The organism is Shewanella sp. 10N.286.52.A9, assembly GCF_041468985.1.
GTDB lineage: Bacteria > Pseudomonadota > Gammaproteobacteria > Enterobacterales > Shewanellaceae > Shewanella > Shewanella japonica.
On record NZ_JBFRJQ010000045.1, the window covers coordinates 1 to 6,590 of the forward strand.

Annotated in this window: 8 protein-coding genes; 7 read left to right on the forward strand and 1 reads right to left on the reverse strand. The window is 37.1% G+C overall.

Going from position 1 to position 6,590, the window contains the following annotated elements; translation table 11 throughout:
* Nucleotides 1-277: 277 nt before the first annotated feature.
* Nucleotides 278-1,234: an integron integrase gene (locus tag AB4128_RS20610; protein ID WP_372038796.1), complete on the reverse strand. Its 957-nt coding sequence runs from the start codon at nucleotides 1,232-1,234 to the stop codon at nucleotides 278-280.
* Nucleotides 1,235-1,570: 336 nt separating this feature from the next.
* On the opposite strand from AB4128_RS20610, the gene AB4128_RS20615 reads away from it, so the two are divergent.
* From AB4128_RS20615 to AB4128_RS20645, 7 genes are all read left to right on the forward strand, one after another.
* Nucleotides 1,571-2,089, forward strand: a complete 519-nt coding sequence (locus tag AB4128_RS20615; RefSeq protein WP_169073278.1) for a GrpB family protein — start codon at nucleotides 1,571-1,573, stop codon at nucleotides 2,087-2,089.
* A 124-nt stretch (nucleotides 2,090-2,213) separates the two neighbouring features.
* Nucleotides 2,214-2,654, forward strand: a complete 441-nt coding sequence (locus tag AB4128_RS20620; protein WP_372038797.1) for a hypothetical protein — start codon at nucleotides 2,214-2,216, stop codon at nucleotides 2,652-2,654.
* Nucleotides 2,655-2,758: 104 nt separating this feature from the next.
* Nucleotides 2,759-3,100: a hypothetical protein gene (locus AB4128_RS20625; RefSeq protein ID WP_372038798.1), complete on the forward strand. Its 342-nt coding sequence runs from the start codon at nucleotides 2,759-2,761 to the stop codon at nucleotides 3,098-3,100.
* 108 nt (nucleotides 3,101-3,208) lie between these two features.
* Nucleotides 3,209-4,027 (forward strand): hypothetical protein, encoded by an 819-nt coding sequence (locus tag AB4128_RS20630; protein ID WP_372038799.1) that lies wholly within the window; start codon nucleotides 3,209-3,211, stop codon nucleotides 4,025-4,027.
* A gap of 152 nt (nucleotides 4,028-4,179) precedes the next feature.
* On the forward strand, nucleotides 4,180-5,127 hold the full coding sequence (locus AB4128_RS20635; protein ID WP_372038800.1) for a hypothetical protein: 948 nt from the start codon (nucleotides 4,180-4,182) through the stop codon (nucleotides 5,125-5,127).
* 91 nt (nucleotides 5,128-5,218) lie between these two features.
* Entirely contained in the window at nucleotides 5,219-5,578 is a 360-nt protein-coding gene (locus tag AB4128_RS20640) for a hypothetical protein (protein WP_372038801.1), read from the forward strand.
* A 168-nt stretch (nucleotides 5,579-5,746) separates the two neighbouring features.
* Complete coding sequence (locus AB4128_RS20645; protein ID WP_080916115.1) at nucleotides 5,747-6,052, forward strand: hypothetical protein; 306 nt, start codon at nucleotides 5,747-5,749, stop codon at nucleotides 6,050-6,052.
* Nucleotides 6,053-6,590 lie beyond the last annotated feature (538 nt).

The window sequence follows — 6,590 nt, forward strand, 5'->3', positions numbered from 1 at the left end:
GCTTTCTAGAATTTGAGTGAGTTTGATTAGAGAGTTAAAAGGTTTGTAGTGCATCAATGTAGGGGATATAACTCATTTATGCCACATTATGAGTTAAAGTCTGATTTCGTTAACTTACGGCTCATAGCCTTTCGACTTAGCAAAAATTAATTAAAATATGATTGAAAGAGCAACGCCAATTAAAGTAGCTCACTTTATTTTAATATTGGTATAAAGTAACACTGAAGCTAGATGCCGCCGCATTTCACTATGACATTAATTCCTGGTTTTAAGTCATTTATCTGTCCATTGGGCTGACTATACCTGTTTGGTTGATACCCGCCGCATGGGTATAAAGCTGAGTTGTTTTAAGATCCTTATGTCCAAGCTGCTCTTGTACGGTTCTTATATCTGCTCCGTGTTGTAGCAGTTGAGTTGCAAACGAATGCCTGAAAGTATGTGCAGTGACTCGTTTAGCTACTTGTGCCTGTGTTGTTGCAATTCTTAATGCACGGCCAAATGCAGACGGATGAATATGATGACGGCAAATATAGCCATCAATAGGGTGAACACATAGGCGGGAAGCTGGGAATATATACTGCCAGTGAAACTGATTAATGCTTTGCTGATACTTTCTAAACAGTGAGGGTGGCAATGAAGTGAAGCCTAAACCGGCTTTAATATCTTTATGATGTATTCCTTTTACTTTTTCAATTTGCTCCTCAAGACTATCAACAGTGCAGTCTGGTAATAAGCAGACTCGATCCTTTTGCCCCTTGCCTCTAAAAACAAAAATTGTACGGTGAGTGAAATCAATATCTTTCACTCTTAAACTGAGTGCTTCATTAAGCCTAAGTCCACTACCGTATAGGATGCTTGCTATCATTTTGTACTGACCATTCATTAGGTTAATGATGAGCTTGGCTTGTTGAGCATCTAATACTTGAGGGATACGGCCAGGGGCTTTCGCATAAGGAAAATTGAGGTTATCAGTATTAACTTCAAGAACATGCTTAAATACGAACACAAGTGCACACAATGCTTGTTTTTGTGTACTAGCACTAACCCCACGTTGGTTGCTTAAATAGTACAGGAAGGACTCAATATGAGAGGGCGCTAATTCGCGTGCATTTTTGATTTGGGTATATCGGATGAAATAGCGCGCCCAGTAGAGATAAGATTTCTCGGTTTGCAAACTATAATGGCGAACCCTAATTTGTTCTCTGATAGCTTCAATAAAAGTTGGCTTCTTCATAGGAATTACTTAATTATAACTGTATATATATACAGTTATAATTCTTTTTTGAAAAATTGCGAGTAAAGTGAGCAAAAAATGATAGTTCTTTGCTCGATAAAATTCTAAGATATTGTTAAGTTATTGAAATAATGATACTTAGCAACAGATTGTAGAGACCTCTACATTAAGACGCTCAATTTTACCCTGTTGATATAGAATAAATTAATAGGAACTATAATTATTATTCATAATAAACAGTCGGTTGGCTTAGTATCGTTGCTACTAAGTTTAATTTGAACAGGAACATTATCGAGCAGCTATATAATAAGCTGTTAGTTGCCAATGGAGAGTGGATTGAGCATTAGAGTTATTGAGGTAGTTGACTACGATTCAAATTGGCAGAAAAAATTTGAAAGTGAAAAGTTACTACTAACGAATGCGATAGGAGTTAATGCAATAAAGATTGAACACATTGGAAGTACATCCATTGTAGGCCTAGCCGCAAAACCCATTATTGATATTTTAATTGAAGTCTCAAGCTTAATGGAATTAGATACTGCCAATGAAAAACTTGAAGCACTTGGTTATAAGGTCAAAGGTGAAAATGGCATTTCAGGTCGTCGGTATTTTCAAAAAGGTGGCAACCAACGCAGTCATCAAGTTCATGCATTTCAAACAAATGACATCAACCTACTTCGGCATTTAGCATTTAAAGAATATCTAATTGCTCACCCTGCAATAGCGTCAGAGTATTCTGCTATTAAAAAAGAAGCCGTTTCAAAATGCGAAAATAATATAAATGTCTATATGGCGCTAAAAAACGACTTTATTGAAAAGCATGAAAAGTTAGCTATAGATTGGTTCGGCAACTAACAAGTTACTCAAAAGGACACAAAACGCTTGGCTTGTGCTCCTTCGTCGCTAATTTTAGCCAAGCATTTATGCGCCCATTAGTAAGGCGTTATGAGTTAGTCAGATTTCAACGGAGATTTTAAGTTTGAATGGTTCTATTAATTTTTACTCTTTGCTTGCAATAATTTTTACCTTAAATGTCCTTGCAGGGTGCAAGTCTACAGATACAAAAACTAAAGGTTGGAATATCGAAATGGGAGATTGTAAGTCAAGAATACACCCTATCAAAACCAATCCAACTGCTGATTACAAAGCTTGTTCTTTTAATCACAACCAAGTCAAAGATGAAGTTAATACATGTATGCTTAATCAAGGTTGGTCTGAAATGCATGTAATGTCATGTAATAAAACTAATAAGTTTTATTCAAGAGAACAGATTAATGGTTGTCTAAATAGTTCAAATGAAAACAATAAAATAAACCATGAAAAAATGAATGCTTGTTTGGCTAAATTTGAAGTGTACGAAGTAGACTCAGATAAAACTAAAGCTACAATTAAGACAATTCTTGATGAACGCACTAATTAACTCATAACAAACTGTTAAACAAGGACAAAATACAGTTGGCTTTTGCTCCTTCGTCGCTCATTCTAGCCAACTATATTTAGCCTGTTAACAGGGCGTTACATGCCATGAGTAAGAAGAAGCATCTAAAAGGAAATATTGTTACGGCTAGAAACGGGCATCTTAGCTATGAAATCAATTCAGCCAGCTCAAGTTTCCTGCCTGTTTTAAGTCAGATTCTCCAAAAGGAGTTTGGCTGTATGCCTGTGGGAGAAACAACCACATTTGTAAGTGAGATTGTTTCGGATATCGAGCTAAATGGTATTAAGTTAGGCTTGGGTTGGGACAATTGGTCTGGTGCATACGTCTTGGCTCTTTGTGGTGAAGGTGATCAACACATTTCTGATATGGCCAACAACCTAAATAAGGAAATTGGTAAAGTTGAGTACTGTAAATATGCCAGCATGTAACAAGTCAAAGCACGCGGACTTGGTAAAGCTGTCACATTTTTTGTTCCAAAAAAGCCGCCAACTTCACCAAGCCGGTGTTTGAGGCGTTAGCCCTCATTCGGAGAATTCATGCAAGGCACAATTGCTCAATTACTTTCTATCGCTGCTCATGGCAATGAGTTTCTAAGTGGGCGTCTGAGTGACGATTATTTCCCGAATAGCTCTACCTTCAAATTCTGCAAATTCGTCAAGTTTGTAGATCTGCAAAGCTCAGGTACGAAATGGCATGAAAGAGATTTTGCCAAAGACCCTAATGACTGGTTCAAAAAGCTTAAAAAAACCGGGGTGGTTCAGTTTAGAGTCCGATATATTTCGACAAATAAAGACGAAACTTCAGATCGCATGTCAGTTGGATTCGTTGGTGGCGGAGGACGCTGGCTTATCGAAGCAGTGAAGTCTGGAAAATCTGATTTTTGGGAGGCTAGCTGGGAGGTGGGAGATAGAGATGATCCAGAGCAAAACATTTGGCATGTAAAGTACGGGAGAATCTTAAGAAATAGGAATCAGCCCGAACAGGCTCTACCACCGGCGTTTGAAGTTAAAGAACAGCTCAAAGACATTCTTCAAAAAATTAGTGAATTTGCTCATAAAAATGATTGTGGCAATTTCGGAGAGTGTTTTGATAGAGGGCTAAAGGCTCTCGAAGAGCCTACCACTTCAAGCGATAAAGAATACAAAATATTTCCGGAAGGTTATACTGGGCCGGAATATCATCAGCTCCTAAACGCAAGCCAGCGTGCGTGGGTTTTTGGCGGAATGGGATCATGGAATGACATGGGATTTAATGATTCGGCAACCCATAAAGAGTATGAAGAGTTATCGGATAAATTGTTTAGTCTAATCAACTTGTCATTAATCGTTGCCTCTAATCCTTTTCCGCGCCCGTAGAAAAGGAAGAAGAAAAAGAATCAGAGGTTCGCAAAAATAACAAATGGTGGCAGTTTTGGGAAAAGGGCTAACAATTCAATCAACTTCGCGCCTTCGGCGCCGGACGCAGCAAAGCCGCGCCGGTTATTGAGGCGTTAGGCAAGGAATGCAATATGAGTAAAATTTTCCACTCTTACATAAAAAAATATCAATTTTTGACGCCAGAGCGACTATACGATGAGTTCGTCGAACATTTTGAAACAGAATTTACTAAGAATGATTCAACAATTTATTTTATTGCTAAGTGTAAGAAGCCATCTTGGGTTCAAGGTTCAATAAAATTCATACGGGGTTATAAGTTCTCGGCAAAGATAGATATAGATGGGGTTATTCATGACGTAGAAATTGATATGGCAGACTTTTGGCACGAAATGCCATTTATGAAGGAAAATTTCCCTGACAAGATTTCTATGGCTAGGTACTTTATGGCCAGGTCTAACTCACTACCTTGGCGACTTTTACCTAAGGACTTGCGTTATAAATTTTTATCATCTGTAGAAGCTATTAAAGGTGATGGAAAGCAACTAATTATCAATTGCGAGATCATGAAAAACTCAAATAAAGACGCAAGATCTTTAACTGATATATTTTTGTATCAGGCAATTAACCACTTCAATCTCCCTGAGCCAAAGCTAGATATTATCTATATTGGTTCAAGCTTAAAGAGTACATTTTCTAGGCTTCAAAAGCATGAAAAGTGGGGCTGGATTCAATCTCAGAAAGGCCCTAATGAAGATATTTTAGTTTACTTTAGTGAAATTGAAGGCGATGAAATTACTGTTAATGGTCCTCGTGCCTCTAAAAAAGATCATGGCTTAAGCCGAAAAGATGAAACGCTAATAACGGAAATGGCATTGATAAACTACTTTAAGCCAAAGAAGTACAACGATAAACATGTAAAGCGAGATATTAAATATTCTGAAAGGGTCAGGGATAAGTTAATAAATCGTGGGTACAATCAGGTGTGTGTTGAAATGCTCCTAGAAGGAAATATTGCAAAATTGGGATCAAAGCATGTTCCTATGTATGGTGAACACACTATTTACCATGATATTGCCTAACAAGGCGCTGTTGTCGGACTGTTTTTCTCGCTCCGCTCAAAAAATCAGCCGCAAAGCGCGGCGTTATGTGTAAACGGATATCGTCGAGTATATGGATATTTTCAAAGGTATAGATTTCAATGACTCGTTTGTTCTCGGTTGGAGTTCAAATGACACGGAAATCACATTCAAAATTGAGGCAAGCATTTGGCCTGATTCACCTCATTATCTAAGTCCAAAACCTGATGAATATACTTGCTACCGTAAATGTGAAATTCAATTTACGGGTTTTACTTCATATTCAGGGCTTGCTGAACAAAGTAGTGTTAAATCAATCAAAGATATAAATGGTTCATTTGATTATGGCAATATAGATTCGTTAATTAAGACAAATCAAGGCTTTAAGGTTATTGGTGAGTTTGGTAACTTAGAAATTATAAACGGCAAAGTTCAGCTAAAAATTTACACATAACAAGCTGTTCAAGCGGGACTGCTAAAGTTTGGCTCGGTTTCGCTTTGCTACACAGTTTAGCCAAACATTATCAGCCCCTTAACAGGGCGTTAGTTGCCTATGAAGAGATTATTGAGTTTCATCTTAATATCTATTTTAAGTATTAATTGCTTTGCTCAAGGAAGTAGCATGAAAATTGAAGAACTAATCCTAAACGACAATTATGCTTTACCGCTGTGGGAAAAACGGGGGCTAATACCATCACCTGCTCCTGTGATTAAAAAACTTGAGAGTGTCACTGTTAACTTTCTTAAAAGTCTGAAGGTGATTAATGAAAACTCTGAATTAGACAAATCCTCTAAATTAGACAAGTTACAAAAACTTGTGGATCAATTGCCTTGGGATGATTTTGATACCGAGGAGAAAGAATTTTTAGCTGATGTAATTGCTCCAGCAATTGAGTCTATGGGTTACAATCCTTGGACAATTATTTAAGCCGGCAACTAACAAGTTACTTAAAAGGATGCAAAACGCTTGGCTTGTGCTCCTTCGTCGCTAATTTTAGCCAAGCATTTATGTGCCTATTAGTAAGGCTTTATGTGCTCATGGAGGGGTGTAGTTGATATCTATTTTTATTACTGCAATTTTGGTTTGCTTTGTCTTTTTGGAATTAGGTTACCTAATAATAAAGCGCTTTAATATTAGTAGTTTAATCTTCTTTGCTATTTGTGTATTTATAAGTCTATATTACTATGCTTATTTTTTTGAGGCTTCTGACTACGGAAGAGAAAATAGAGCATCAATGCTGTTGGTGATTAGTTCAATTTTTTATTCAGTACCTTTAGCAATAATGTTCATCATAATTGTCTTTAGTAAGAAAAAGCCTGATAACATTCAACATATAATAGCTGCGTCATTATCTATATTACTGGGGTTATTGTTTCCTGTTTTTGCATTACTAACTGCTTGTAGTGTAGGCAGAGATTGCCTTTAAAAGCACATAACAAGAGACTATGGCGTCAATAGCTAATTT

Bases quoted from the DNA above. Each gene is read 5' to 3' on its own strand.
- AB4128_RS20610 (WP_372038796.1), bottom strand. From the start codon at position 1,234: ATGAAGAAGCCAACTTTTATTGAAGCTATCAGAGAACAAATTAGGGTT.
- AB4128_RS20625 (WP_372038798.1), top strand. From the start codon at position 2,759: ATGAGTAAGAAGAAGCATCTAAAAGGAAATATTGTTACGGCTAGAAAC.
- AB4128_RS20630 (WP_372038799.1), top strand. From the start codon at position 3,209: ATGCAAGGCACAATTGCTCAATTACTTTCTATCGCTGCTCATGGCAAT.
- AB4128_RS20635 (WP_372038800.1), top strand. From the start codon at position 4,180: ATGAGTAAAATTTTCCACTCTTACATAAAAAAATATCAATTTTTGACG.
- AB4128_RS20640 (WP_372038801.1), top strand. From the start codon at position 5,219: ATGGATATTTTCAAAGGTATAGATTTCAATGACTCGTTTGTTCTCGGT.
- AB4128_RS20645 (WP_080916115.1), top strand. From the start codon at position 5,747: ATGAAAATTGAAGAACTAATCCTAAACGACAATTATGCTTTACCGCTG.